The organism is Streptacidiphilus sp. BW17, assembly GCF_041262485.1.
GTDB lineage: Bacteria > Actinomycetota > Actinomycetes > Streptomycetales > Streptomycetaceae > Streptacidiphilus.
In genome coordinates, this window is record NZ_JBGCCR010000007.1 from 1 (window position 1) to 23002 (window position 23002).

General features: G+C 70.4%; 20 protein-coding genes. 10 read left to right on the top strand and 10 right to left on the bottom strand.

Annotated elements, in window-relative coordinates; genetic code table 11:
* The first annotated feature begins 110 nt into the window (after nucleotides 1-110).
* Nucleotides 111-1289: an ROK family protein gene (locus tag ABH940_RS10660; RefSeq protein ID WP_370063578.1), complete on the top strand. Its 1179-nt coding sequence runs from the start codon at nucleotides 111-113 to the stop codon at nucleotides 1287-1289.
* 18 nt (nucleotides 1290-1307) lie between these two features.
* Here ABH940_RS10660 and ABH940_RS10665 read toward each other — a convergent pair whose 3' ends face one another.
* The 6 genes from ABH940_RS10665 to ABH940_RS10690 all read right to left on the bottom strand — a co-directional run bounded on the left by ABH940_RS10665 (nucleotide 1308) and on the right by ABH940_RS10690 (nucleotide 6210).
* Nucleotides 1308-2447, bottom strand: coding sequence for a DUF475 domain-containing protein (locus ABH940_RS10665; RefSeq protein WP_370063576.1), 1140 nt, complete (start codon nucleotides 2445-2447; stop codon nucleotides 1308-1310).
* Between the two features lie 96 nt (nucleotides 2448-2543).
* On the bottom strand, nucleotides 2544-3122 hold the full coding sequence (locus ABH940_RS10670) for a TerD family protein (RefSeq protein WP_370063574.1): 579 nt from the start codon (nucleotides 3120-3122) through the stop codon (nucleotides 2544-2546).
* 20 nt (nucleotides 3123-3142) lie between these two features.
* Nucleotides 3143-3718 (bottom strand): TerD family protein, encoded by a 576-nt coding sequence (locus ABH940_RS10675; RefSeq protein WP_370063572.1) that lies wholly within the window; start codon nucleotides 3716-3718, stop codon nucleotides 3143-3145.
* A gap of 167 nt (nucleotides 3719-3885) precedes the next feature.
* A complete protein-coding gene (locus ABH940_RS10680; RefSeq protein ID WP_370063570.1) occupies nucleotides 3886-4344 on the bottom strand; it encodes a peroxiredoxin in 459 nt (152 codons plus the stop codon).
* Between the two features lie 275 nt (nucleotides 4345-4619).
* Nucleotides 4620-5549 (bottom strand): DinB family protein, encoded by a 930-nt coding sequence (locus tag ABH940_RS10685; RefSeq protein ID WP_370063568.1) that lies wholly within the window; start codon nucleotides 5547-5549, stop codon nucleotides 4620-4622.
* 214 nt (nucleotides 5550-5763) lie between these two features.
* Complete coding sequence (locus tag ABH940_RS10690) at nucleotides 5764-6210, bottom strand: DUF3052 domain-containing protein (RefSeq protein WP_370063566.1); 447 nt, start codon at nucleotides 6208-6210, stop codon at nucleotides 5764-5766.
* A gap of 539 nt (nucleotides 6211-6749) precedes the next feature.
* On the opposite strand from ABH940_RS10690, the gene aceE reads away from it, so the two are divergent.
* From aceE to ABH940_RS10705, 3 genes are all read left to right on the top strand, one after another.
* A complete protein-coding gene (gene aceE, locus ABH940_RS10695; RefSeq protein WP_370105123.1) occupies nucleotides 6750-9500 on the top strand; it encodes a pyruvate dehydrogenase (acetyl-transferring), homodimeric type in 2751 nt (916 codons plus the stop codon).
* Nucleotides 9501-9665: 165 nt separating this feature from the next.
* A complete protein-coding gene (locus ABH940_RS10700) occupies nucleotides 9666-10418 on the top strand; it encodes a G1 family glutamic endopeptidase (RefSeq protein WP_370105124.1) in 753 nt (250 codons plus the stop codon).
* Between the two features lie 368 nt (nucleotides 10419-10786).
* Nucleotides 10787-11914: an alpha/beta hydrolase gene (locus tag ABH940_RS10705; protein ID WP_370105125.1), complete on the top strand. Its 1128-nt coding sequence runs from the start codon at nucleotides 10787-10789 to the stop codon at nucleotides 11912-11914.
* A gap of 161 nt (nucleotides 11915-12075) precedes the next feature.
* Here ABH940_RS10705 and ABH940_RS10710 read toward each other — a convergent pair whose 3' ends face one another.
* Nucleotides 12076-13113 (bottom strand): aldo/keto reductase, encoded by a 1038-nt coding sequence (locus ABH940_RS10710; protein WP_370063558.1) that lies wholly within the window; start codon nucleotides 13111-13113, stop codon nucleotides 12076-12078.
* Nucleotides 13110-13511 carry a MerR family transcriptional regulator gene (locus ABH940_RS10715; protein ID WP_370063556.1) on the bottom strand — a complete coding sequence of 134 codons (402 nt, stop codon included), beginning with the start codon at nucleotides 13509-13511 and terminating at the stop codon, nucleotides 13110-13112. The genes ABH940_RS10710 and ABH940_RS10715 overlap by 4 nt, the downstream gene beginning before the upstream one ends.
* A gap of 118 nt (nucleotides 13512-13629) precedes the next feature.
* Between ABH940_RS10715 and ABH940_RS10720 the strand changes: the two genes are divergently transcribed.
* Complete coding sequence (locus tag ABH940_RS10720) at nucleotides 13630-14481, top strand: serine hydrolase domain-containing protein (protein WP_370063812.1); 852 nt, start codon at nucleotides 13630-13632, stop codon at nucleotides 14479-14481.
* Here the strand turns inward: ABH940_RS10720 and ABH940_RS10725 are convergent.
* Nucleotides 14472-15218 (bottom strand): pirin family protein, encoded by a 747-nt coding sequence (locus ABH940_RS10725; protein WP_370105126.1) that lies wholly within the window; start codon nucleotides 15216-15218, stop codon nucleotides 14472-14474. The genes ABH940_RS10720 and ABH940_RS10725 overlap by 10 nt on opposite strands.
* Nucleotides 15219-15502: 284 nt before the next feature.
* Between ABH940_RS10725 and ABH940_RS10730 the strand changes: the two genes are divergently transcribed.
* The 5 genes from ABH940_RS10730 to fabF all read left to right on the top strand — a co-directional run bounded on the left by ABH940_RS10730 (nucleotide 15503) and on the right by fabF (nucleotide 20422).
* Nucleotides 15503-16669, top strand: a complete 1167-nt coding sequence (locus tag ABH940_RS10730) for a PucR family transcriptional regulator (protein WP_370105207.1) — start codon at nucleotides 15503-15505, stop codon at nucleotides 16667-16669.
* A 103-nt stretch (nucleotides 16670-16772) separates the two neighbouring features.
* Nucleotides 16773-17720, top strand: coding sequence for an ACP S-malonyltransferase (locus ABH940_RS10735; protein ID WP_370063552.1), 948 nt, complete (start codon nucleotides 16773-16775; stop codon nucleotides 17718-17720).
* Nucleotides 17717-18745 carry a beta-ketoacyl-ACP synthase III gene (locus ABH940_RS10740; RefSeq protein WP_370063550.1) on the top strand — a complete coding sequence of 343 codons (1029 nt, stop codon included), beginning with the start codon at nucleotides 17717-17719 and terminating at the stop codon, nucleotides 18743-18745. The genes ABH940_RS10735 and ABH940_RS10740 overlap by 4 nt, the downstream gene beginning before the upstream one ends.
* A 37-nt stretch (nucleotides 18746-18782) precedes the next feature.
* Nucleotides 18783-19031, top strand: a complete 249-nt coding sequence (locus tag ABH940_RS10745) for an acyl carrier protein (RefSeq protein ID WP_370063548.1) — start codon at nucleotides 18783-18785, stop codon at nucleotides 19029-19031.
* A 128-nt stretch (nucleotides 19032-19159) separates the two neighbouring features.
* On the top strand, nucleotides 19160-20422 hold the full coding sequence (gene fabF, locus ABH940_RS10750; protein WP_370063546.1) for a beta-ketoacyl-ACP synthase II: 1263 nt from the start codon (nucleotides 19160-19162) through the stop codon (nucleotides 20420-20422).
* A gap of 101 nt (nucleotides 20423-20523) precedes the next feature.
* Here the strand turns inward: fabF and ABH940_RS10755 are convergent, their stop codons facing one another.
* Nucleotides 20524-22827, bottom strand: a complete 2304-nt coding sequence (locus ABH940_RS10755) for a protease pro-enzyme activation domain-containing protein (RefSeq protein ID WP_370105127.1) — start codon at nucleotides 22825-22827, stop codon at nucleotides 20524-20526.
* Nucleotides 22828-23002: the final 175 nt, after the last annotated feature.

Sequence of the window (23002 nt, forward strand, 5' to 3'; positions counted from 1 at the left end):
CGGCTTCCTCCACCGCTACAACTACCATCGCTGTCACACCGCACTCGGAGGCCAAACCCCCATCAGCCGAGTCAACAACGCTGCGGATCAATACATCTAGAGTGTTGACCATGATTGCCAAGCCGGCGACCTCCGCCACGCTCCGGGAGATCAACCTCCGCACCGTCTTCGACGTCATCCGTGCGCGGGCTCCCATCTCCCGGGCGGAGGTGGCCCGGGTCACCGGGATCTCCAAGCCGACCGTCTCCGCGCTGCTCCAGGACCTGCTCGACCTGGGGCTGGTCGCCGAGTCCGGTGGCGCCGACCGTCAGGAGCTCGGCCCCACCTACGGCGCGCTCTTCTTCGCCCCGCGCCCGGAGGCGGCGCACGTGCTGGCGCTCGACGTCGGCGCGCGCCATCTGCGCGGCGCGGTGGCCAACCTGGAGGGCGAGATCCTGGCCCGCGCGGACGTCGAGGTGGCCGGGCAGGACGCACCGCAGATCGTCGCGACGGCAGCCTCGCTGATGGCCACGGTCGCGAACGCCGCAGGCCTTCCCCCGAGCAGCCTCCAGCACGCCGCCGTGGGCGTCCCCGGCGTCGTGGACCTCAAGGAGGGCCGCATCTGGCAGGCCCTGAACGTCCCTGCACTGGACGGCTATCCGGCGCAGAAGGCGTTCACCGAGGCGCTCGGCGGGATGCCGGTGACGCTGGAGAACGACATCCACCTGGCCGCGCTCGGCGAGCGCCGCTGCGGACGTGGCGCGGATGTGGACAACTTCTGCTTCCTGTCCGTGGGCACCGGTGTCGGCGCGGGCCTGGTGCTGCGCGGCGAGCTCCACCGCGGTTTCGCGGGAGCGGCAGGCGAGTTGGACAGCGTCTTCGACGAAGCCGAGATCGAGTCCAACGACCCCTGCGCGGCGGAGATCCTGCGCTACGCGGAGACGCTCTTCCCGGCCGGGGCCGCGCCCACCGGAGCGGAGGAGCTCTTCTCCCTGGCCCGCGCCGGGGACGCGCACGCGGTGGCGGCGATCGACGAGGAGGCCCGCCGGATCGCGGGCTACCTGGCACCGGTCGCGGCGGTCGTCGACGTCGAACTCGCCATCCTCGGCGGCGGCATCGGGCTCAACGGCGACCTGCTCCTCGACCGCGTCGCCGCCCGCCTGGCCCGACGCGTGCCGTACCCGCCGCGTGTGGAGGTCTCCGCGCTCGGTCACGCCGCGGTGCTGACCGGCGCGGTCGCGCTGGCGACGCACGAGGCGCTGGAGCAGATCCTGGCCGCACGCTTCCACGCCACCCACCGCAGACCGTAGTGCGCTACCGGCGCACTCCTACAGCCGCGCCGTGTGCGCGGGCGCGGACAGTTCGGCGTCCTCGCCGTCCCCGTCGCCCTCACGGCGGTTGCGGACCATCGAGCTGAGCAGGGCGAGGCCGATGAACGCGACGCCGATCAGGCCGGTGACGACCTCGGGGATCGTGTACTTGATGGAGACCATCAGGATCATCGCCAGCGCGCCGATCGCGTAGTGCGCGCCGTGCTCCAGGTAGACGTAGTCGTCCAGCGTGCCCTGGCGGACCAGGTAGACGGTCAGCGAACGGATGTACACCGCGCCGATGCCCAGGCCCAGCGCGATCTGGAAGATGTTCTGGCTGATCGCGAACGCGCCCACCACGCCGTCGAACGAGAACGACGCGTCCAGGACCTCCAGGTAGAGGAAGAGGAAGAACGCCGCCTTCCCGGCGACGAGCAGCGTCGACTTCCCGGACCTCCCGGAAGCCGCCTCACCCTCGCCGACCTCGCCCGCCGCGTCGTCGTCCGCCTCGTCCTCACCCGCGCTCTCGAACAGGTTGGACAGCCCGCCGACCACCAGGTACGAGACCAGTCCGGCGACTCCCGCCAGCAGCACGGTCTCCGCCTGTGCGCCCGCGAAGAACCGCGCGGACAGCATCAGTACGACCAGGGCGACGATCACCGACAGCTGGTCCAGCTTGCCGATACGCTCCAGCCCCCGCTCCAGCGGGCCGAGCCAGCGGATCTCCTTCTCGCCGAAGACGAAGTCGAGGAAGATCATCAGCAGGAACGTTCCGCCGAAGGCGGCGATCGCCGGGTGGGCGGCGTCCAGGTGCTGCGCATAGGTGAGGCCGTTGTAGGTCTTCGACGAGTCCAGCGCCAGCGAGACCACGGTCTGCGGGCCGATGTGCGCGGTCAGCGCGACAACCAGCAGCGGGAAGATGAGGCGCATGCCGAAGACGGCGATCAGCACACCCACCGTCAGGAAGATCCGCTGCCAGAACGGGGTCATCCGCTTCAGCACCGTCGCGTTGATCACCGCGTTGTCGAAGGAGAGCGAGATCTCCAGGACCGACAGGATCAGGACGACGCCGAACCCGTTCGCCCCCCATAGGTACGCGGCGGCGGCCAGACCGAGCAACGTGATCCCGAAAGACCAACGGAAGGTGCGGAGGAACACGTGTCCCAACCTTTCACGTCCGGACGAGCGAAGGGCGGGCGGGTACCTCACCCGTACCGGTGAACGCCCGCCCGCCCCTCAGCTCATGACTTCTTCTTACGAAACGTTCACCCCGAAGTCTAGAGCGATCCCGCGCAGTCCGGACGCGTATCCCTGGCCAACCGCACGGAACTTCCACTCACCCTGGTAGCGGTAGAGCTCCCCGAAGATCATCGCGGTCTCTCCCGAGGCGTCCTCGGAGAGGTCGTACCGCGCCAGCTCGCCGCCGTCGGCCTGGTTGACCACGCGGATGAACGCGTTGCGCACCTGGCCGAAGCTCTGCAGGCGGCTGTCGGCGTCGTAGATCGAGACCGGGAAGACAATCTTGTCGACCTGCGCCGGGACCAGCGCCAGGTTGACCTTGATCACCTCGTCGTCCTCCGCGCCGGTGCCGCCCACGAGCTCGTCGCCCATGTGCTCCACCGAACCGTCAGGGCTCTTGAGGTTGTTGTAGAAGACGAAGTACTCGTCGCCGAGCACGCGTCCCCCCGCGCACAACAGCGCGCTGGCGTCCAGGTCGAAGGCGGCCCCGGTGGTGGCTCTGGCCTGCCAGCCCAGTCCGATCTGCACGGCCGTCAGGTTCGGTGCCGCCTTGGACAGCGAGACGTTGCCGCCCTTGGCCAGACTGACGCCCATAACGTGTTCCCGCCCCTCGATCAGACGTTGACGCCGTAGTCCTGGGCGATGCCGCGCAGGCCGGAGGCGTAACCCTGGCCGATGGCACGGAACTTCCACTCGGCGCCGCTGCGGTAGAGCTCGCCGAAGACCATCGCGGTCTCGGTCGAGGCGTCCTCGGAGAGGTCGTAACGGGCGATCTCGCCGCCGCCGTTCTGGTTCACCACGCGGATGTACGCGTTGCGCACCTGGCCGAAGTTCTGCTGGCGGTTCTCGGCGTCGTAGATGGAGACCGGGAAGACGATCTTCTCGATGTTCGCTGGCACGGCCGTGAGGTTGACCTTGACGATCTCGTCGTCGCCCTCGCCCTCACCGGTCAGGTTGTCGCCGGTGTGCTCCACCGAGCCGTCCTGGCTCTTGAGGTTGTTGTAGAAGACGAAGTCCTTGTCGGAGGCGACCTTGCCGCTCGACGAGAGCAGCAGCGCGCTGGCGTCGAGGTCGAAGTCGGCTCCCGTGGTGGTGCGAACGTCCCACCCGAGCGCGACGAGGACGGCGGTCAGACCCGGCGCCTCCTTGGTGAGCGAGACATTGCCACCCTTGCTGAGGCTGACACCCACGAGTCCTCCAGAAGTTCAGGGGACATGCCGTGTCCCCGTTGGTGCGGTTGCGGTCACTTGACAAGCCAACGGCTCGATCGTAGTGGCGGGTTCCCGCCCGGCGCAGCCGCAGCGCACCAACGGTTACGACAACGTCGCAGTCCCCTCGCGTTCCGGGACGAAAGGGCTCAGATCGCCTGGAGCGCCTTCAGGTACTCCTGCTGGTCACGCGCGTCCGGGAGACCGTTGACGACGGTCCAGCGGACGACGCCCTCCTTGTCGATGACGAAGGTGCCGCGCACGGCGCAGCCCTTCTCCTCGTCGAACACGCCGTAGGCGCGGGAGACCTCACCGTGCGGCCAGAAGTCCGAGAGCAGCGGGTACGCCAGACCCTCCTGCTCGGCGAAGACGCGCAGCGACGGCAGCGTGTCGTTGGAGACGGCGAGGATCTGCACGTCGTCGTTCTGGAACGACGGCAGCTCACGCTCCAGGCTGCAGAGCTCGCCGGTGCAGACACCGGTGAAGGCGAACGGGTAGAACACCAGGACAACGTTCTTCTCGCCACGGAAGTCGGAGAGCTTGACCGCCTCGCCGTGCTGGTTCTTGAGCTCGAACTCGGGAGCCTTGGAACCGACCTCGATTGCCATGCGAAAAACCCCTCATCGTCGTGGGCCGTGCCGGTGACAATCCTGCCATGAGGCAGGCGGGTGACCATGCAGTGTCCAGGGGCGCGGGGAACTGCTGCCTGCCGCCGCAGGGGTTGCACCATCCAGGGGCGCGGGGAACTGCGCGAGAAACCACCCTGCGCGGATTGCCCTGCACGCTCGGCCCACCACGTGGGTGAGTGGCTTGTCGCGCAGTTCCCCGCGCCCCTGGATGGTGCAACTTCCTCGTCGCCGGTAACTGCGGCTCCACCCCAAGCTCACTTGAAGCCCGGCAGGCGGCTCAGCACGCTCACCGCGCTCACCGCCCTGCGGAGCAACGTTCCGCCGGGCAGGTTCGGGACCTGGTCGACCAGCGGGGCCAGTGCCAGCAGGCCTCCCACCCGACGGAGCCGGATCTCGCCCTTGGCGATCATCGACGGCAGCGAGCCCGAGCTCACCAGCAGATGCTCCGCCGCGCCCTCCACCCCCGGAACGTCGTCCTCAGCGGTCCGCGGGCGCGTACGCCACCCGTCCGCGTCCGCCGTGAAGACCCAGCCGACACCCTCGCCCCCCTGGGCGGGGCCCTGAGGTTCCCACAGCCCCGCCGAGGACGGCAGCCGCTGCCGCCATGCGAGCGCGCCGACGACGTCGACCATCGCCGCAAGGCCCGCGTCGGCCAGCGGACGGGGGATCTCCGCGCCCGCGCAGGCCTGAGCCAGCTCATGGCCCATCGCGTGGATCTGCGTCAGCACCGGCAGCGGGCCGAGCGGGGAGTCGACCAGCCTGCGGCCCAGCTCCGGGACCGGCAGGACCTCGTCGAGCGCCGCGGCGACCCGCTCCCTGCCCTCGGCGAGCGCCGCGAGGACCTCGTCGCGGGAGGGGTCGAAGGGCTTGGGCCGCCTGGGGGTCGGCGTCTCGCCGCGCGCCGCCGCCATGAGCGCGCCGAGGACGGGGCGTCCCGGCCAGGAACCCAGCGCAGCGAAGGCGCGCAGATCGCCCTCCCCGGCGTCCGCAAGGGTCAGGAGCGCGTCCCAGCCGCCCAGGATCCGGGCGCGGACGGCCTCCGGCGACTCCTCGGCGATCCCGCGCGGCCCGTGCAACTGCGGCGCGTGCGGTACCGGAGCTGCCTCCCCGCCCTCGGAGTCCCCGGAGTTCTCGGCGTTCTCGGAGACTTCGGAGTCCTCGGAGGCGGACTGATCATCTGCCATGCCGCCATTCTGCCGCCGGGCACTCCCGACCAGCGCGCCGACCACCCCGGTGGTCACTCGCGCCGGTCACTCGCGGCGTCCGGCTGCCGCCTGCGCATTTCGCCCACAGCGCAAAACCGCGGGGCCCGGACGGAGCATGCTCCGTCCGGGCCCCGGACGTCCTCACGCCTCAGCGGCGGCAGTCTCTGGTCGGGTGCGCCTCAGCGGCGCGCGCTCAGCGCTTGCCGGCCTTGGCCGCCTTCGGCGTGGCCAGCCGGACGGCCGACCACTCCTTGCTCACCGCGGCGGTGCTGGTCTGCGAGAGACCCGCCGTCTGCGCGGCGTCCGCGATGTCGTGGGCCTCAACGTGGCCGTCGCGCCCGGTCTTCGGAGTCAGCAGCCAGATCAGGCCGCCCTCCACCAGGTACTCCTGGGCATCGACGAGGGAGTCGGTGAGATCTCCGTCTTCGCTGTCCTCGCGGAACCACATCAGCACGACGTCGGCGACGTCGTCGTAGTCCTCGTCGACGAGTTCGGTGCCGGTGATCTCCTCGACGGCCTCACGCAGCTCCTGGTCGACGTCGCTGTCGAAACCGAGCTCCTGGACCACCTGTCCGGTCTCAAGACCCAACCGACGAGCCGGGTTGGTCCTGTCCTCCGCGGGGTCCGCGGTCGCGCTCACGGGTATTGCCTCCTATAGCCGACCCTGTCTCCTGGTACCAGGGCTGTGCCGGTAGTCCACACGGGCGGGGCGCGGAGCGCAAGTACCCGGCCGCCGATCAGGCCCTGGCTACGGTGCGTCGCGGCGCGACACGCCGTCGTGAGTGACACAGATCACTCCCATTTGCCCCAGTATCACCGGCAACCAATATTGCGCGCAGCTGATTGCCGTTCCACTTACCCGCCGTAGGCGACGCTCACTCCTCGTAGGCGAATCCGTCTCACCCTTCGACCGTGTGACCGAGCACTCGTTGACCCGGCGTAGAGTCTCTCTTTGGCCCTCCCCAGCCTGCCCACTCCACACCGTTGTGGGGAAGGTCGGGCCACCTCGTCGTTGCCACCGCGATTAGGACGAGAACCGGGACGAAATGCCCCCAAGGGACCACTCCCAAATGGGCGCGAATCGGTTACTCATGGGTAGAGATGACGTTTTCTCCCCCTGCGGTCCACGATGGAGGCGGCGCGACACACCTCCAGAACGACCGACAGTGAAGGAACAGCGTGGCTTCCGGATCCGATCGCAACCCGATCATCATTGGCGGCCTGCCCAGTCAGGTCCCGGACTTCGATCCCGAGGAGACCAGCGAGTGGCTGGACTCCCTTGACGCCGCCATCGACGAGCGGGGCCGTGAGCGCGCCCGCTACCTCATGCTGCGGCTGATCGAGCGCGCCCGCGAGAAGCGTGTCGCCGTGCCGGAGATGCGTAGCACGGACTACGTCAACACCATCGCCACCAAGGACGAGCCGTTCTTCCCCGGCAACGAGGAGATCGAGCGCAAGGTCCTCAACGCGACCCGCTGGAACGCCGCGGTGATGGTCTCCCGCGCCCAGCGCCCGGGCATCGGGGTCGGCGGTCACATCGCCACCTTCGCCTCCTCGGCCTCGCTGTACGACGTGGGCTTCAACTACTTCTTCAAGGGCAAGGACGCCGACGGCGCGTCCGGGGACCAGATCTACTTCCAGGGCCACGCCTCCCCGGGCATCTACGCCCGTGCCTACCTGCTGGACCGACTGAGTGAGCAGCAGCTCGACGGCTTCCGCCAGGAGCACTCGGGAGCCCCGCACGGCCTGTCGAGCTACCCGCACCCGCGCAACATGCCGGACTTCTGGGAGTTCCCGACCGTGTCCATGGGCCTCGGCCCGCTGGGCGCGATCTACCAGGCCCGGATGAACCGCTACCTGCTGAACCACGGCATCAAGGACACCACCGACTCCCGCGTCTGGGCCTTCCTCGGCGACGGCGAGATGGACGAGGTCGAGTCGCTGGGCCAGCTGTCCATCGCCGCGCGCGAGGGCCTGGACAACCTGACCTTCGTGGTCAACTGCAACCTGCAGCGCCTCGACGGCCCGGTCCGCGGCAACGGCAAGATCATCCAGGAGCTGGAGTCGATCTTCCGCGGCAACGGCTGGAACGTGATCAAGCTCATCTGGGACCGCAGCTGGGACCCGCTGCTGGCCCAGGACCGCGACGGTGCGCTGGTCAACAAGATGAACAGCACGCCCGACGGCCAGTTCCAGACCTATGCCACCGAGTCCGGCTCCTACATCCGCGAGCACTTCTTCGGCGGCGACCTGCGCCTGCGCGCGATGGTCGAGGGCATGACGGACGAGCAGATCCAGCACCTGGGCCGCGGCGGCCACGACCACAAGAAGGTCTACGCCGCGTTCAAGGCCGCGACCGAGCACAAGGGCCAGCCGACCGTCATCCTGGCCCAGACCGTCAAGGGCTGGACGCTGGGCCCGAACTTCGAGGGCCGCAACGCGACCCACCAGATGAAGAAGCTGACGGTCGAGGACCTCAAGCGCTTCCGTGACCGGCTGCACCTGCCGATCACCGACAAGCAGCTGGACGAGGGCTACCCGCCCTACTACCACCCGGGCAAGGACTCGGAGGAGATCCAGTACATGCACGACCGCCGTGCGGAGCTCGGCGGTTACATGCCGACCCGCAAGGTGCGCCCGCGCAAGCTGGAGCTCCCCGGCGACGACGCCTACAAGGTGCTGAAGAAGGGCTCCGGCCAGCAGTCGATCGCCACCACGATGGCGTTCGTCCGCCTGCTCAAGGACCTGATGCGGGACAAGAACATCGGCAAGCGCTTCGTCACCATCGCGCCGGACGAGTACCGCACCTTCGGCATGGACTCGCTCTTCCCGTCGGCGAAGATCTACGACCCGATGGGGCAGCAGTACGAGTCGGTCGACCGCGACCTGCTGCTGGCGTACAAGACGTCCCCGCAGGGCCAGATGATCCAGGACGGCATCACCGAGGCCGGTTCCACCGCCTCGCTGATCGCCGCGGGTTCGTCCTACGCCACCCACGGCGAGCCGCTGATCCCGGTCTACGTCTTCTACTCGATGTTCGGGTTCCAGCGGACGGGTGACCAGTTCTGGCAGATGGCCGACCAGCTGGCGCGCGGCTTCGTGCTCGGCGCGACCGCCGGCCGCACCACGCTGACCGGTGAGGGCCTACAGCACGCCGACGGCCACAGCCAGCTGCTGGCCTCGACCAACCCGGCCGTCGTCGCCTACGACCCGGCCTACGGCTACGAGATCGCCCACATCGTGCAGGACGGTCTGCGCCGCATGTACGGCAGCAGCGCGGAGCAACCGCACGGCGAGGACATCTTCTACTACCTCACCGTCTACAACGAGCCGATCCAGATGCCGGCCGAGCCGGACAACGTGGACGTCGAGGGCATCCTCAAGGGCGTCCACAAGCTGTCGGTCGGTCAGGCGGGCCAGATCCCGGCGCAGATCCTCGCCTCGGGCGTGTCGGTGCCGTGGGCGCTGGAAGCCCAGAAGATCCTCGCCGACGACTGGAACGTCAAGGCCGACGTCTGGTCGGTGACCTCCTGGAACGAGCTGCGCCGCGACGCGGTGGAGACCGAGGAGTTCAACCTGCTCCACCCGGACGAGGAGCAGCGCTACCCGTACGTGCAGCGCAAGCTCTCCGGCGCGGAGGGCCCGTTCGTGGCCGTCTCCGACTGGATGCGCGCGGTGCCGGACCAGATCGCGCGCTGGATCCCGGGGCAGTACCAGTCGCTGGGCGCCGACGGCTTCGGCTTCGCCGACACCCGTGGCGCGGCGCGCCGCTTCTTCCACATCGACGCGCAGTCGATCGTGCTGAGCGTGCTGACCGAGCTGGCCAAGCAGGGCAAGGTCGACCGCACCGCGCTGAAGGCGGCCATCGACCGCTACCAGCTGCTCGACGTGAAGGCCGCCCACCCGGGCGCCGCGGGCGGCGACGCCTGAGCGTAGCTCTCACCAACTGATCGACCGGACCGGGACCCTGACGCATCGTCAGGGTCCCGGTCCGCTTTTCTGTGGATTCCGGTAAAGCACTCCCCGCCGTGGTGGCACTCCTCTACTTTGGCGGCACGCCGACAAGCCGTCGGCGTCCCGTGCGAGAGGAGCACCATGCGAACGATCCGTCGCACCACCGCTCTGTCCGCAGCCCTGCTGGCGGTTCTCGCGTCCGCCGGCCCCGCGGTGGCGACCGCGGCACCCGCCATCGCCCCGGCGCTCGCCAACAGCACCGCGCACAACCTGCACGTCCACCTGCGCAACGCCTCCAGCTCCAACTGGTCCGGCTACGCCGCCACCGGAGGAGGTTTCACCTCCATCTCGGCCAGTTGGGTCGAGCCGACCGGCAAGTGCGGCAGCGCGACCAGCTACTCCAGCTTCTGGGTCGGCATCGACGGCGACGGCAGCAACAGCGTCGAGCAGACCGGCTCCGAGGTGGACTGCTCGGGCGGTTCACCGCAGTACTACTCCTGGTACGAGATGTATCCGGCGTACCCGGTGAACTTCAGCAACGCCGTACGGCCGGGCGACCACTTCACCGGCTCAGTGACGTTCCTCGGCTCGGGCAAGTTCACCATGAAGCTGAGCGACACCACGGCGGGCTGGAGCCGCTCGGTGACCAAGTCCTACTCCCCGGCCAAGCGCTACTCGGTCGAGGTGATCGCCGAGGCCCCGTCCAGCTCCACCGGAGTGCTGCCGCTGGCCGACTTCGGCACAGTGAACTTCACCGGCGCCCTGGCCAACGGCAAGGCGCTGGGCAGCTACAGCCCGACGGTGATCAACATGGTCTCCGGCTCGACCACCAAGGCGTCCACCTCCGCGCTCTCCGGCGGCGAGGGTTTCTCGGTCACCTGGAAGCACAGCTGATCCACCGGCCGACCCACGGCTGATCCACCGGCCGACCCACGGCTGATCCATGGCTGACCCACGAGGTTCAGCGCGTAGCCACCGCACGACAACAGGGGGTGACGCCCATGGCGTCACCCCCTCATCGTTTCGTGAACGCCTCGTAAGAATCGACGCCGAATGCCCGGCGATTGACGGCCATTGTGATGGTTGTCCCAGTTTCCCCCTGGCCCGTACGGCGTACGCAGCCAGGTGGTGCCCGTAAGGTTGCGCAGAGCGTCTCGCATCGCGGTCACCCGCTGCTTCGCGCGAACGCTTGTGAGCATCCGCAAGACCTCCGGGCGCGACGGCCCGTTCGATGGTTGACGGCAGCCCGAGGAGACACCTGCATGCGGTTCAAGCGCACCCTGGTGGCGGCACTGGTCTCGGTCACCTGTCTTGCCGGTACCGGCGCGGCCGCCGCAGGCGCGGCCGTCTCGGACGAGCAGTTGGCCGTCACCACCCCGCCCGCAGGCAGCTCCGCCTGGGTCCAGGACCACTCCTACGGCGTCCAGCTCCCCGACCCGGCCACCGCGAGCGCGGCCGACGTCGCCACGTTCTTCGGCGGGCTCACCGCCGCGCAGCAGCAGCGGCTGGTCGCTGCCTACCCGCTGGTCGTCGGCAACCTCGACGGCGCGCCGCTGGCGCTGCGCTACCAGGCCAACCGGGTCGCCATGCGGGCCGAGCTGGACGGCCTCACGGCCCAGGCCGTCAAGGACCCGACGACCACCGGCCAGATCGCCATGCTGACCCAGCTGCTGCAGCCCGGCCACCAGGTGCTCGCCTTCGACCCGCGCAGCCGCGGCCTCGTCGCCGAGGTCTTCGGCGACCTCGCCACGGCCCAGCGGGTCTCCGTCTACGTCCCCGGTTCGGACATGGACCTGTCCCACTTCTCCCAGGCCGAGCAGGCGGCCCAGAACCTCCGCTCCGAGGAGGCCCTGGTCTCCCCCGGCACCACGACGGCGGCCATAGCGTGGTCCGACTACGTGACCCCCGTCGGCCTCGGCGCCGACGCCGCGACCTCCCGTCTGGCGGAGGCCGGCGCCCCGCGCCTGGTCCGCCTGCTGGCGGGCCTCGCGGTGACGACGGAGTCGTCCACGCCGCCGAGCCTCTTCTGCCACTCCTACGGCTCGGTCCTCTGCGGCAACGCGGCCCCGTCGATCCACGCGGCGGACGGGGTGACGGACATGGTCGTCCTCGGCAGCCCCGGCATGGACGTCGACGACGCCGCGGCGCTCGGCGGCGGGGTGCAGCTCTGGGCCACCACCCGGAACCCCAACGACTGGATCGGCAACGTCCCCTTCCTCGAGGTCGGCGGCCTCGGCCACGGCGCAGACCCGACGGGCACGTCCTTCGGCGGCCACGTGATCGCCTCGACGGGAGCGGTAGGCCACGAGGGCTACTTCACCGACGGGACGACGAGCCTGCGCAACTTCGCCGACATCGCGGTCGGCGACTACGGCGACGTCACGAACTGAGTTGTCGGGGGCCAACCTTCTGCAGCCGGGACGTTGCACTGTCTGGGGGCGCGGGGAACTGCGCGAGAAACCACCCTGTTTGGTGAGTCCCTGAACGAGCAGAGCCATCCGCTCATCGGTGGTTTCTCGCGCCCCTGGGTAGTGCAACTACCTCAGATCACTCAGCTTGAGATGCTGCGCATGTCCGCGTAGCGGTCCCCCGCGACCTGAGCGGCGATCGGCTCCAACTCCCCCAGCTCCTCCGGGGTCAGAATCAGAGAAGCCGCCGCCGCGTTCTCCTCCAGGCGGCTGCGCTTGCGCGTGCCCGGGATCGGGATCACCGGCAGGCCGTGCACCTGGGCGCGCTGCTGGACCCAGGCCAGGGCCACCTGGCCCACCGTCACGCCGCGCTCCGCGGCGATCTTGTGGACCGGGGCCAGCAGTGCGGCGTTGTGCGCGGCGTTGTCGCCGGTGAAGCGCGGCTGGTGGTTGCGGAAGTCGTCCGCCGCAAGCTCGTTGGCGTTGCTGAAGGAGCCGGTCAGGAAGCCGCGGCCGAGCGGCGAGTACGCCACCAGCGCCACACCCAGCTCCGCCGCCGCCGGGACGGCCGTGCGCTCCACGTCCCGCGAGAACAGCGACCACTCGGACTGCAGCGCGGCGATCGGGTGGACCGCGTACGCCTCGCGCAGCTCCGCGCCGCTGACCTCGGACAGGCCCAGGTGGCGCACCTTGCCCGCGGCGACCAGCTCGGCCATCGCGCCGACCGACTCGGCCAGCGGGACCTCCGGGTTGCGCCGGTGCATGTAGTACAGGTCGATGTGGTCCAAGCCCAGGCGGCGCAGGCTCGCGTCGACGGCCTGACGGATGTACGCGGGGTCGTTGCGGACGGCCCGCTGGGTCGGGTCGTCCTCGCGGCGCTCGATGGCGAACTTGGTCGCCAACAGCACCTCGTCGCGGTGCGCCCGGACGAACGGGCCGACCAGCTCCTCGTTGCGGCCGAAGCCGTACATGTCGGCGGTGTCGAACAGGGTGACGCCGAGCTCCAGCGCGCGCTCCAGCGTGGCGCGGGACTCCTCGGCCCCGGTGTCGCCGAACTGGTCACTGTAGAAGTCGCTCATCCCCATGCAGCCGAGGCCCTGGACGCTCACCTGGGGGCCGTGCGCACCGAGCGTCGTGGTCGGCATACCGGAACCGGTCGAGCCGGTCGGGTTGGTGGTCATGTGCAGTCCTGCCTCTCCCCGTACAAGTCGATCTTGTAGTCAAGCACCAGAAGGTTCGCCTGCAGGTCGCGGATCCGCGCGAGCACCTCTTCGCGGTGCTCGACCAGCAGTTCCCGTCGCTCGGCCTCGGTCCCCGCGCCGGCGCGGACGAGTTCCGCGTAGCGCAGCATCCCGGCGACCGGCATGCCGGTGGCGCGCAGGTTGCCGAGGAAGGCGAGCCAGCCCAGGTCCGCGTCGCAGAAGCGGCGCTGGCCGTGGTGGGAGCGGGCCGGGTGGTCGAGCAGGCCGATCCGCTCGTACCAGCGCAGCGTGTGAGCGCTCAGGCCGGTCCGCTCGACGACCTCGCCGATGGTGTACCGAGGCACCAACTCCGCAGTCATCGCGGTTGCTTCGGACATCCGCGCCCCCTTCCGATCTTTCGTGGACGACGCTACTTACCTAGAGTGCACTCCAAGCAAGCGGACACGCCCCCGACACGGTCCACTCGGCCCGGCTCATAGACTCCACCCCATGACCCTGGACAGCCTGCGCATCGTCGAACAGTGGCCCATCACCACCGCCGCGACCGTCGTGGTCCGCCGCGACGGCAGCATCGCCGGGAGCCACGGGCCCCAGCAGCACCCGTTCAAGCTGGCCTCGGTGACCAAGCCGCTGAGCGCCTACGCCGCCCTGGTAGCGGTCGAGGAGGGCGCGCTGGAGCTGGACGACCCGGCGGGCCCGGAGGGGTCGACCGTACGGCACCTGCTCGCCCACACGTCCGGGCTGGCCTTCGACGAGCACAAGGCGATGGCCGCGCCCGGTACCCGCCGTCTCTACTCCAACGCCGGTTTCGACGTGCTGGCCGAGGTCGTCGCCAAGGCGACCGGCATGCCGTTCCCGCAGTACGCGGCGGAGGCGGTCTTCACGCCGCTCGGCATGACCTCGACCTGGCTGGACGCGACGAGCAAGAGCCCGGCCGGGGCGGGCGGCGTCTCCACCGCCGCCGACCTGGCCCGCTTCGCCGCGGAGCTCCAGGCGCCGCGCGTGCTGCACCCGGAGACCCTGGCCGAGGCGACCCGGGTCGCCTTCCCCGGCCTGAACGGGGTGCTGCCCGGCTACGGCCACCAGAAGCCGAACGACTGGGGGCTCGGCTTCGACATCCGCGACCACAAGTCCCCACACTGGACCGGCCTGACCAGCTCACCCGCGACCTTCGGCCACTTCGGCCAGTCCGGCACTTTCCTCTGGATCGACCCGGAGGCGGGCGCGGCCTGCGTCACGCTGACCGACCGCGACTTCGGCCCGTGGGCCGCCGAGGTCTGGACGCCGTTCACCGACGCCGTGCTCGAAGAGCTCAGGGAGACTCAGCCGTGGGGGACTCAGCCGTAGGAGACCGGCGACTCCATCGCCCAGACCAGCAGCTCCGCGCCGTCGGGGCCGGCGGTGGGGTCGACCGGTGCGTCGCCCTCGCCGATCCGCAGCGCGTCCCCTGCGGCCAGCTCGCGTCCGCGTCCGCGCGGGCCGCCGCGCTCGCGGAAGCCGACGCCGCCCCGGGCGAGGTGCGCGTACACGTACGCGGCGCGCGGCAGTTCGGGCAGCGGGCAGTACGGCTGGGCGCGCAGCAGGTGCAGCGACGCGTCCTCGCGCCGCAGCAGGCCTGGCGGGGTGAGCAGCACGTGCTCGGCCCCTGGGTCGATCGGGTCGGCGAGGGCGTAGGCGGGCTCCGTCCCGAAGCTGCCGGGCTGCAGCCAGAACTGCAGGAACCGCACCGGCTGCGCAGCATCGTCCCCGGCGGCCGCCGCCACCGTGCCCTCGCTGTGGATGACGCCATCGCCCGCGCCCAGGTACTGCAACTGCCCGGGACGGACCACGGACCGGTGGCCGTGGTCGTCGGCGTGCTGCAACGCGCCCTCCAGCACCCAGGTGAGGATCTCGGTGTCCCGGTGCTTGTGCGGGCCGAAGCCCGCGCCGGGATCCAGACTCTCCTCGTTGCACGCGAGCAGCGCGCCGAAGCTGGTGTTGGCCGGGTCGTAGTGCCCGGAGAACGAGAACGCGTGTGCGGTCACGATCCCCGGCTCCGGCTCGGAGCGGTAGCGGTGCCCGGCACGGTGGATCCTCAGCGGCATGTGCCCACTTTAGGCCCGTCCGGCCGGTCTTCCCCGGCCCGCCGGACGAGGCCTCGGCAGACGGGCCCTGTGACCCGCACCACGCGTCCATGGGTACCCGGGTTGCGCAAAAGCCCCCGGGCATGGTGCAGGCTTGAGACGTGCCAGTCCCAGCCGCGAAGAAGTCCGAGAACCAGCCCTCCGCCTCGCCGGAGAAGGCCCCCGCGAAAACCGACGACGCCTCGCGCCGCGGCTCGACCCGCGGGACCGCCTTCGAGCGCCGCACCGTGGCCGCGACGCACGACATGCACGCCGCGACGCTGCGCAACCTGGAGCGTGCCGCCGGGAAGATGGCCACCGCCGCCATCGCGCGGATGGACGACAACCTCTCCTGGTACCGGAACATGCCCCCCGAGCACCGCTCGTGGATCGGGCTGGTCGCCCAGGCCGGTATCGCCGCGTTCACCGAGTGGTTCCGCCACCCCGACGCGCCGCAGGCGATCAGCACCGACGTGTTCGGCACCGCGCCCCGCGAGCTGACCCGTGCGGTGACGCTGCGTCAGACCGTGGAGATGATCCGGACCACCATCGAGGTGGTCGAGGAGGCCATCGACGAGGTCGCCGCCCCCGGCGCGGAGGACGCGCTACGCGAGGCGGTGCTGGTCTACGCCCGCGAGATCGCCTTCGCCACCGCCCAGGTCTACGCCCAGGCCGCCGAGGCGCGCGGCGCCTGGGACGCGCGGCTGGAGGCCCTGGTCGTCAACTCGCTCCTGTCCGGCGACGCCGACGAGGGGGTGCTCTCCCGCGCCGCCGCGCTGGGCTGGGGCGCCCCGGACCGGGTCATGGTGGTCATGGGCAGCGCCCCCGCCGGAGACAGCGAGCTGGTGGTCGAGGCCATCCGCCGGGCCGCCCGGCACGCCAAGCTGCACGTGCTGACCGGCGTACTGGGGGCGCGGCTGGTCGTGGTGGTCGGCGAGAAGAAGCCGCGCAGCGGCGACCGGCTGTGGGACCCGGTGGTCGCCGCGCGCTCGCTGATCGGGCAGTTCGCGGACGGCCCGGTGGTGATCGGCCCGACCGTCTCCGACCTGCTCTCCGCCACCCGCTCCGCCCAGGCCGCCGCGGCGGGACTGCGTGCCTGCTCGGCCTGGCCCGACGCGCCGCGTCCGGTGCAGGCCGACGACCTGCTGCCCGAGCGCGCCCTGGCCGGGGACCAGCAGGCCCGCCGCCAGCTGGTGGAGGAGATCTACGCCCCACTGGACGAGGCCGGTTCGGCACTGCTGGACACCCTCTCCGTCTATCTTGAGCAGGCGTCCTCGCTGGAGGGCGCGGCCAGAATGCTGTTCGTGCACCCCAACACGGTTCGCTACCGCCTACGCCGTGTGACCGACGTCACGGGCTACGCGCCCTCCGACGTGCGCTCCGCGTTCACCCTGCGGATCGCCCTTGCCCTGGGCCGACTCCAACAGTCATGACCTGGGATGATGCACGGCTGTAGGGAATCCACAACTCGGTGGGTGGTTCTTCGTCGCGGTCCTCACCCGCGTAGCACCGGCCGGACAAGAGAAGGTTGATGACGTGCTCGTACTCGTTGCTCCCGGACAAGGCGCCCAGTCGCCAGGATTCCTCGCCCCCTGGCTGGAGGTACCCGGCGTCGCCGACCGGCTCGGCCGTTGGTCGGAGGTCGCCGGCCTGGACCTGGTGCGCGCCGGGACCGAGGCGTCCGAGGAGGAGATCAAGGACACCGCCGTCGCCCAGCCGCTGCTGGTCGCCGCGGGCCTGGTGACCTGTGCCGCGCTGTTCGGCGGGGACCACGAGAACCTCTCCCGTCGGGTCGGCGCCGTCGCCGGGCACAGCGTGGGTGAGATCACCGCCGCCGTCGCCGCCGACGTGCTGAGCGCGGAGGACGGCCTGGCCTTCGTCCGCGAGCGCAGCCTGGGCATGGCCGAGGCAGCCGCCGCGACCGCGACCGGGATGACCGCGGTCCTCGGCGGCGACCCGGAGGAGGTGGCCGCGAAGCTGGCCGCCCACGGCGTCACCGCGGCCAACAACAACGGCGGCGGCCAGATCGTCGCCGCGGGCACGCTGGAGCAGCTGGCGGCCCTCAAGGACGACGCGCCGGCCAAGGCCCGGCTGATCCCGCTCAAGGTCGCCGGCGCCTTCCACACCGACCACATGGCCCCGGGCGTGGTGCGGCTGGAGAAGCTCGCGCCGACCCTGACCGCGGCCGACCCGACGATCACCTACGTCTCCAACCGGGACGGCGAGGTCGTCAGCTCCGGCGCCGAGGTGCTCTCCCGCCTGGTCTCCCAGGTCTCCAACCCGGTCCGCTGGGACCTGTGCATGGAGACCCTGGCGCAGCTCGGCGCGACCGCGGTGATCGAGCTCTCCCCCGCCGGAACCCTCACCAACCTGGTCAAGCGCAACGTCAAGGGTGTCGCGACGCTGGCCCTGAAGACCCCAGCCGACCTCGACAAGGCCCTCGCGCTCGTGGCCGAGCACGGGGCCGGGGAGCAGAACGCATGACAGCGCAGATCAAGCCGGTGACCGGCGCGCAGTACTCCCGCATCCACGGCGTCGGCGGCTACCGCCCGACCCGGGTGATCCCCAACTCCGAGGTCCTGAACTGGATCGAGTCCTCGGACGAGTGGATCCGCACCCGCAGCGGCATCACCGAGCGCCGCTGGGCCGGTCCGGAGGAGTCCGTCGCCGAGATGTCGGTCCAGGCCGCCAGCAAGGCGATCGCCATGGCCGGGATCAGCCCGGACCAGGTCGGCAGCGTCATCGTCGCCACCGTCTCGCACCTCAAGCAGACCCCGGCCATCGCCACCGAGATCGCCGACCGGCTGGGCTGCGGCACCACGCCCGCCTTCGACATCTCGGCCGCCTGCGCCGGCTTCGGCTACGGCCTCTCGCTGGCCGACGGCCTGGTGCGCGGCGGCAACGCAGAGTACGTGGTCGTGATCGGCGTCGAGCGCCTCTCCGACCTCACCGACATCCACGACCGCTCCACCGCCTTCATCTTCGGCGACGGCGCGGGCGCGGTCGTGGTCGGCCCGTCCGACATCCCCGGCATCGGCAAGGTGGTCTGGGGCTCGGACGGTTCGCAGGCCGACGTGATCAGCCAGACCGCCGCCTGGGACACCGCCTTCGGCAAGCCCGACGCGGTCAACGGCGCCGGCGAGGAGACCAAGTGGCCGGCCCTGCGCATGGAGGGCCAGACGGTCTTCCGCTGGGCCGTCTGGGACATGGCCAAGGCCGCCCAGCAGGCCCTGGACGCCGCGGGGATCACCGCAGACCAGCTCGGCGCGTTCATCCCCCACCAGGCCAACATGCGGATCATCGATGCGATGATCAAGGCCCTGAAGCTGCCCGAGTCGGTTCCGGTGGCCCGCGACATCGCGGAGACCGGCAACACCTCGGCTGCCTCGATCCCGCTGGCCATGGAGCGCATGCTCCAGTCCGGCGAAGCCAAGAGCGGTGACCTGGCCCTGATCATCGGGTTCGGGGCGGGTCTCGTCTACGCGGCCGCAGTCGTTACTCTCCCGTAAGCACCACCTCCAGAAACACCATCACGAAGGAGCCATCATGGCCACGCAGGACGAGGTCCTCTCCGGTCTCGCAGAGATCGTCAACGAGATCGCCGGGATCCCGGCCGAGGACGTGCAGTTGGACAAGTCGTTCACCGACGACCTGGACGTCGACTCGCTCTCCATGGTCGAGGTCGTCGTCGCCGCCGAGGAGCGCTTCGACGTCAAGATCCCGGACGACGAGGTCAAGAACCTGAAGACGGTCGGCGACGCGGTGAACTACATCATCGCCAACGCCAACTCCTGAGCATTCCCGCTCACTTGGGGGGTGCCGCCGCTGGCGGCGGCACCCTTCGCCTTTCCCGGGCCCAGCATCCCGGGGTCTGAACCACCCGGTCTTGAACCACCGGACTTCCCCTTCCAGGAGACAGAGCAGTGACCACCGACAGCCGCACCGTGGTCGTCACCGGGATCGGCGCCTTCACGCCGCTCGGCGCCGACGCCGCGTCCACCTGGGAGGGCCTCGTGGCGGGCCGTTCCGGTGTCTCGCTCATCGAGGACGAGTGGGCCGCCGACCTTCCGGTCCGCATCGCCGCCCGCACCGCCGTCGACCCCGGCGAGGTCCTGCCCCGCCCGCTGGCCCGCAAGCTGGACCGCTCGGCGCAGTTCGCCATCATCGCCGCACGCGAGGCCTGGGCCGACGCCGGCTTCACCACCTCGGCCGTCGAGGAGGGTTCGCCGATCGACCCCGAGCGTCTGGGTGCGGTCGTCGCGTCCGGCATCGGCGGCGTGACCACCCTGCTCGACCAGTACGACGTGCTCAAGGAGAAGGGCGTCCGCCGCGTCTCCCCGCACACCGTGCCGATGCTGATGCCGAACAGCCCCGCCGCCAACGTCGGCCTCGAGGTCGGCGCCCGCGCGGGCGTGCACACCCCCGTCAGCGCCTGCGCCTCCGGCGCCGAGGCCATCGGCTACGCGATCGAGATGATCCGCACCGGCCGTGCCGACGTCGTCATCGCCGGCGGCACCGAGGCCGCGATCCACCCGCTGCCGATCGTCGCCTTCGCCAACATGATGGCGATGTCCAAGAACAACGACCACCCGCAGCAGGCCTCCCGCCCCTACGACAAGGCCCGTGACGGCTTCGTCCTCGGCGAGGGCGCCGGCATCGTGGTGCTGGAGTCCGCCGAGCACGCCGCCAAGCGCGGTGCCCGGGTCTACTGCGAGGCGATCGGCCAGGGCCTCTCCTCCGACGCCCACCACATCGCCCAGCCGGAGCCGACGGGCGCGGGCGTGGCCCGTGCCATCGGCCACCTGCTGGAGCAGAACGAACTCGACCCGGCCGAGATCGTCCACGTCAACGCCCACGCGACGTCCACCCCGCAGGGCGACACCGCGGAGGTCAAGGCGCTGCGCCGGGTCCTGGGCGACCACCTGGACCACATCGCCATCTCGGCGACCAAGTCGATGACCGGTCACCTGCTGGGCGGCGCGGGCGGTATCGAGACCGTCGCCACCGTCCTGGCGCTGTACCACCGCACGGCCCCGCCGACCATCAACGTCGACGACCTGGACCCGGAGATCGACGCCGACATCGTCACCGAGGCCCGCGCCCTGCCCGAGGGCCGGATCGCCGCGCTGAACAACTCGTTCGGCTTCGGCGGCCACAACGTGGTGCTGGCCTTCCGCACGATCTGACGTTCCACAGGCACGCACTGAGGGGCGTGGGGACCAGGTCCCCACGCCCCTCAGCCGTGTTCACACGTCAGCTGTGTTCATACATCAGCTGTGTTGATGCGTCAGCGCATCCGGCCCCAGAGGAACGAGTCCAGGTAGGCCTGGGTCGGCGAGCCGACGCCGGTGGCGTCGTCGTAGCCGCGGGTGGCCTGCAGGCTGGTGTCCTCACCGAAGGCGACCAGACGGACCTTCAGCGAGCCGCCGATCATGCCGAAGTCGACCACGTTGCTCAGCGGAGCCTTGTGCTCCGCGGCCGCGCGGTTCACCACGTCACGGAAGAGGCCCATGCTCGACCGGGCGTAGATCTCCGGGTTGGCGAAGCCGATCGCGCCGCCCTGGGCCTGGATCGCGTCCGCCTGGACCGCGGAGAACTCCGGCGCCGAGACGCTGGTGCCGCCGTAGCCGCCCTCGCTGTACGTTCCGCCGGAGGTCATGCCGACCAGGACGGAGGTGTACAGGTCACCGTTCATGGCGACGTCCGGGGTGACGCGCTGCGCGGTGGCGCTGTGGGCGCCGGTCATCAGCGTGTGCGACAGCGAGTTGGGGACGGTGCCGCGCTGGTACCACGGCTGGGCGAAGTCCTCGCTGGTGCCGCCGCCACCGCCGAAGTAGAACGCGCCCGGGAGCGGCGTCCACGAGGTGCCGTCGGCCGAGAGCGCCGAGCGCAGGGTGCCCATCGAGGTCTCGAAGCCGTACTTGCCGCTCTTGCTGGCCAGGCCGAGGGCGGTGCCGCCGACGTCGGTGACCCACGGGTCCGAGGACGGGAAGCCGACCTGCGCACGAGGCGTGTCGGTCTGGCAGTTGACCCCGGTCGCGGCGGCGGTGGGCGACTGGTCGCCGCAGTCGCCCGCGGAGAAGTCAAAGCCCATGCCCTCGATCGCGCCCTGCTCGAAGACCTGCTCGTAGGCCTGGATGGTGGCCTGCGTCATGTCGCCCTGGTCGGTGGTGTGCATGATCTCGCTCCAGGAGTTGGAGACGACATCCGCCAGGTGGTTGTCGACGATGTTGCTCAGAGCCGCGATCAGGTCGTTGTCGTTGCAGGAGTTCGCGCCGACGTAGACGACCTTGGCGTCGGGGGCCAGGCCGTGGACCATCTCGACGTCCAGCGACTCCTCGCCCTGCCATCCGGCCGGACCGCCGCAGGCGGCCTGCGAGTTCCACTGCGAGGGGGTGACCACCTCGGTGTACTGGCCGGACTTGAACGGCTTGTCGCCGTGCGCGGCCGAGAAGGTGTTCGCGTCCTGCAGCATCGTCGAGGACGCGTAGGCGTCGACGATGGCCACGGTGGCGCCCTTGCCGGTCAGGCCGGAGGCGGTGATGCCGTAGGCCTTGCGCAGCTGGCTCGGCTGGAAGGAGCACTGGTCGAACGGGACCGCGCCCTTGACGTAGCCGGCCGGAGCACCGGTGGCCGTCTTCTGGCCCCAGTAGTCGGAGCAGGTCGAGACGGTCGGCAGACCGTCGCCCGGCTTGCTGCCGGTGCCCGCGACCGAGTCGCTGACCTTGACCGACTGCGGCTTGGCGACCGTGCCCAGCTCGGAGCTGAGCCCGGCGACACCGAGGACCGTGTTCGCCACCGCTGCCGGGACGGTCAGCCCGGCCGCCGGCGCGTGGACGCTCTGTCCGGCGACGGCGTAGCTGTGCACGGAGGTGCCGAACGCCTTGGTGACGGCGGCGTTGTCACCGCGGAAGGTGACCTCGTGCTGGGTGGTGCTCAGCACGGTCAGCCCCGACCCCTTCAGCCACGACTGGACCGCGCCCAGCTGGGCGTCGGTGACGCCGAAGCGGGCACGGAACGCGTCCGGGCTGAGGAAGTGACGGTAGTTCGGGTCGTTCTGGTTGGACACGGCCGCGGCGTAGGCGGCCGCTCCGGCCGGGTCCTGGCCCTGCAGGTAGACCGTGCCGGTGAACTGGGCGGACGCCGCTTCGGCGCCGCGGTCGGCCTTGCCGGTGGCCCACTGCGGGTGGCTGCCGGCGATGGCCTTGGCGGCCGGGCGCGGCGCCTGAGCCTGCGACGGCGCGGCCAGAGCCAGCGAGCCGGAGGCCAGCGCCAGGGAGGCGGCTGCGATGGTGGCTATCCGGGCGCGGCTGGCACGGGAGCTCTGGTTCTGGGTGATGACGACTCCAGGGTGAAGGTCCGTCAGAGGAATCGATGGAGGCGCACATGTTCGACACGACTCCGTGAGGTTGTCTACACGGGCCGCGTTTTGGGACGCAAGAGTCCAGGCAGGGGAGATTCGCGGAATGACACCACGACAAGGGGGTGCAGATGAGGATTCGGCGACCGGCCGACGAATGGTGGACTGACCGTCCGACAAAAGCGCACGACGGACCGGATTCCGGACAGTTTCGAGGTCAGCCCGCGCCAAGGGCCTGCGACATCCAGGGCATACCCAGACATTCGACCGACCATGACGCGCGTGGGATCACGCGCAGTTGCACGGCGCAGCCCGACGGTCGCACTCCCCCCACCCGGGGGCCCCCGACCGGCTGGATTTTTCGGACACGGCGACGCTACGCCCGTAGCGCGACACCTGTCAGACC

What these genes read in the sequence shown, in the direction of transcription:
- ABH940_RS10660 (WP_370063578.1), top strand. Translation starts at nt 111, where the DNA reads ATGATTGCCAAGCCGGCGACCTCCGCCACGCTCCGGGAGATCAACCTC.
- ABH940_RS10670 (WP_370063574.1), bottom strand. Translation starts at nt 3,122, where the DNA reads ATGGGCGTCAGTCTGGCCAAGGGCGGCAACGTCTCGCTGTCCAAGGCG.
- ABH940_RS10680 (WP_370063570.1), bottom strand. Translation starts at nt 4,344, where the DNA reads ATGGCAATCGAGGTCGGTTCCAAGGCTCCCGAGTTCGAGCTCAAGAAC.
- ABH940_RS10685 (WP_370063568.1), bottom strand. Translation starts at nt 5,549, where the DNA reads ATGGCAGATGATCAGTCCGCCTCCGAGGACTCCGAAGTCTCCGAGAAC.
- ABH940_RS10700 (WP_370105124.1), top strand. Translation starts at nt 9,666, where the DNA reads ATGCGAACGATCCGTCGCACCACCGCTCTGTCCGCAGCCCTGCTGGCG.
- ABH940_RS10705 (WP_370105125.1), top strand. Translation starts at nt 10,787, where the DNA reads ATGCGGTTCAAGCGCACCCTGGTGGCGGCACTGGTCTCGGTCACCTGT.
- ABH940_RS10710 (WP_370063558.1), bottom strand. Translation starts at nt 13,113, where the DNA reads ATGACCACCAACCCGACCGGCTCGACCGGTTCCGGTATGCCGACCACG.
- ABH940_RS10715 (WP_370063556.1), bottom strand. Translation starts at nt 13,511, where the DNA reads ATGTCCGAAGCAACCGCGATGACTGCGGAGTTGGTGCCTCGGTACACC.
- ABH940_RS10725 (WP_370105126.1), bottom strand. Translation starts at nt 15,218, where the DNA reads ATGCCGCTGAGGATCCACCGTGCCGGGCACCGCTACCGCTCCGAGCCG.
- ABH940_RS10730 (WP_370105207.1), top strand. Translation starts at nt 15,503, where the DNA reads ATGCACGCCGCGACGCTGCGCAACCTGGAGCGTGCCGCCGGGAAGATG.
- ABH940_RS10740 (WP_370063550.1), top strand. Translation starts at nt 17,717, where the DNA reads ATGACAGCGCAGATCAAGCCGGTGACCGGCGCGCAGTACTCCCGCATC.
- ABH940_RS10745 (WP_370063548.1), top strand. Translation starts at nt 18,783, where the DNA reads ATGGCCACGCAGGACGAGGTCCTCTCCGGTCTCGCAGAGATCGTCAAC.